This is a genomic window from Aliivibrio sp. 1S128, from assembly GCF_001691065.1.
Taxonomy (GTDB): domain Bacteria; phylum Pseudomonadota; class Gammaproteobacteria; order Enterobacterales; family Vibrionaceae; genus Aliivibrio.
Genome location: NZ_MAJV01000029.1, coordinates 1 through 491 on the forward strand (window position 1 = coordinate 1; position 491 = coordinate 491).

The window sequence follows — 491 nt, forward strand, 5'->3', positions numbered from 1 at the left end:
CCATCGGCTGAATGAACGGTGATGGTATCGGTAGCTGTCGAGCCTTTACCTAATGCTTGAACTGTTGGGTTAGTATTATCTAAATCGTAAGTCCACTGGCCGTTGTCGGTAAGGTGTAGCGTGCCGAGCGTACCAGTAATATCAATGCTTCCTGTGGACGAGGTAGAGAAGTGTGCTTCGCCAGTATCGACATCCGTAACAGTCAGTGTGCCGGAGGTTTGAAGTTGAGACTCTTCCGTCACCGCACCAGAATCTGTGCCTGAAATCACGGCTTTATCGTTAGTGCCGTTCACAGTGACGGTCACCTGATGAGGCGTGCCATCGGCTGAATGAACGGTAATGGTATCTGTTGCTGTCGCGCCTTTACCTAATGCTTGAACTGCAGGATTAGTATTATCAATATCGTATGTCCATGCGCCTGAATCAGTTAGATGTAACGTGCCTAGTGAGCCCATAATATCTGTGCTTGAGAAGTGCGCTTCGCCGGTATC

1 protein-coding gene is annotated in these 491 nt (G+C 49.1%); it reads right to left on the bottom strand.

The window, feature by feature from the left end:
* Positions 1-491, bottom strand: a 491-nt coding sequence (locus A6E03_RS06650) for a VCBS domain-containing protein (RefSeq protein ID WP_218060155.1), incomplete at both ends; no start/stop codon positions are given.